General features: G+C 52.4%; 1 protein-coding gene. It reads left to right on the plus strand.

The genetic code is table 11. From position 1 onward, the window contains the following. On the plus strand, positions 1-855 hold an 855-nt coding region (locus tag AAH187_RS18955; protein WP_342350055.1), incomplete at its 5' end, for an acyl-CoA dehydrogenase family protein. Positions 856-1,186 lie beyond the last annotated feature (331 nt).

The following is a 1,186-nucleotide window of genomic DNA, read 5'->3' on the forward strand; positions in this document are numbered from 1 at the left end:
ATGGAAGCCGCCATTGCCAAAATCGCGTGTTCGGAAAGGACGATCACCTTTCTCAAAGATGTGCAAATTATCTTTGGAGGAATGGGATATGAACGGGCTGATTCCATGCGGGTGCGGGGAGAACCCGCATTCGGGATTGAACAACTGGTTCGGGATAGCGAAATGTCACGGATCGGAGAGGGAGCCACGGATGTTTTACGACCGTTTGTGGCGCGTGAGGCCCTGAACCCTCACTTGGAACGAGCCCAAGCATACCTTGAGGCAAGCGGAAGCACATGGGCAAGTATTTGTGAAAGCGTGAATTTGGGGAAGTGGTACCTTCCGCAATATGTCAATTTGTGGAAACGAAAAACACTTCCCTCTCGCACGGAGATGCAACACACGAAAGCCCGCAAACGTCTTACGTATGTCGAACGGGCAAGTCGCCGTATGGCCAGGGCCGTTTTCTACATTCTGGCGATTCACCAGGAAGGGCTTCGTGATGATCAGGGCAGACAAAATAGGATTGAAGAGGTTGGTGAAGATCTCCTGATGATTGCGGCTGCGGCGTTGTGGGCGGAACGGCAGTATAGCCGCGAGGGTGATCCCGGAGTCTGGGACCTGGCCGATGAAGTCTTTCATATCGCTCGAAAGCGGATTGACCGGATGATCCCGGAAATCATTCACAACGATGATGCCGTCACCAACACTGTCGGAAAAAGGGCGTTCCTCGGACAATATCCGATGCTAAATCACGGCATTATTCAGCGTGGACTCGCCGATTACTTGTCTCTAGAGCCGGGAGCACCTCGGGCAGAGAAGGATGTCTATGAGGAGCAACAATCTGAAAAACCTCTCCTCACTCCCCATGCCTAATCGCCTTTAGGTGAGAGTGAGAGGCAACGTATAGGCCTGAGCACTCCTCACGAATCCCTAAAGCATCATGCCATCCAACGCAGAGATGCAGCCTCTTTCTTCCTGTTTGTATTTCATCTTTTCCTCGTTTCATTTTCTGATTCTTGCCGTGGCAGTTGTCTGGAAGATTGACACACTCTGGCAGGCTTCGCGGCTTCCTTCGGATCAAACATAGGGATCCTCGCTCTTTTATGTGTGTCCTTGAATAATTCGTTTCCCCTGGTCCGACGCCGGCCGTCTGGCCCAAGGAAGGGACGCTCTCATGAACCGGCGGACCTTGTTTGAGCCCGGC

This window comes from uncultured Nitrospira sp., from assembly GCA_902500695.1.
In the GTDB taxonomy this organism is placed as follows: Bacteria; Nitrospirota; Nitrospiria; order Nitrospirales; family UBA8639; genus Nitrospira_E.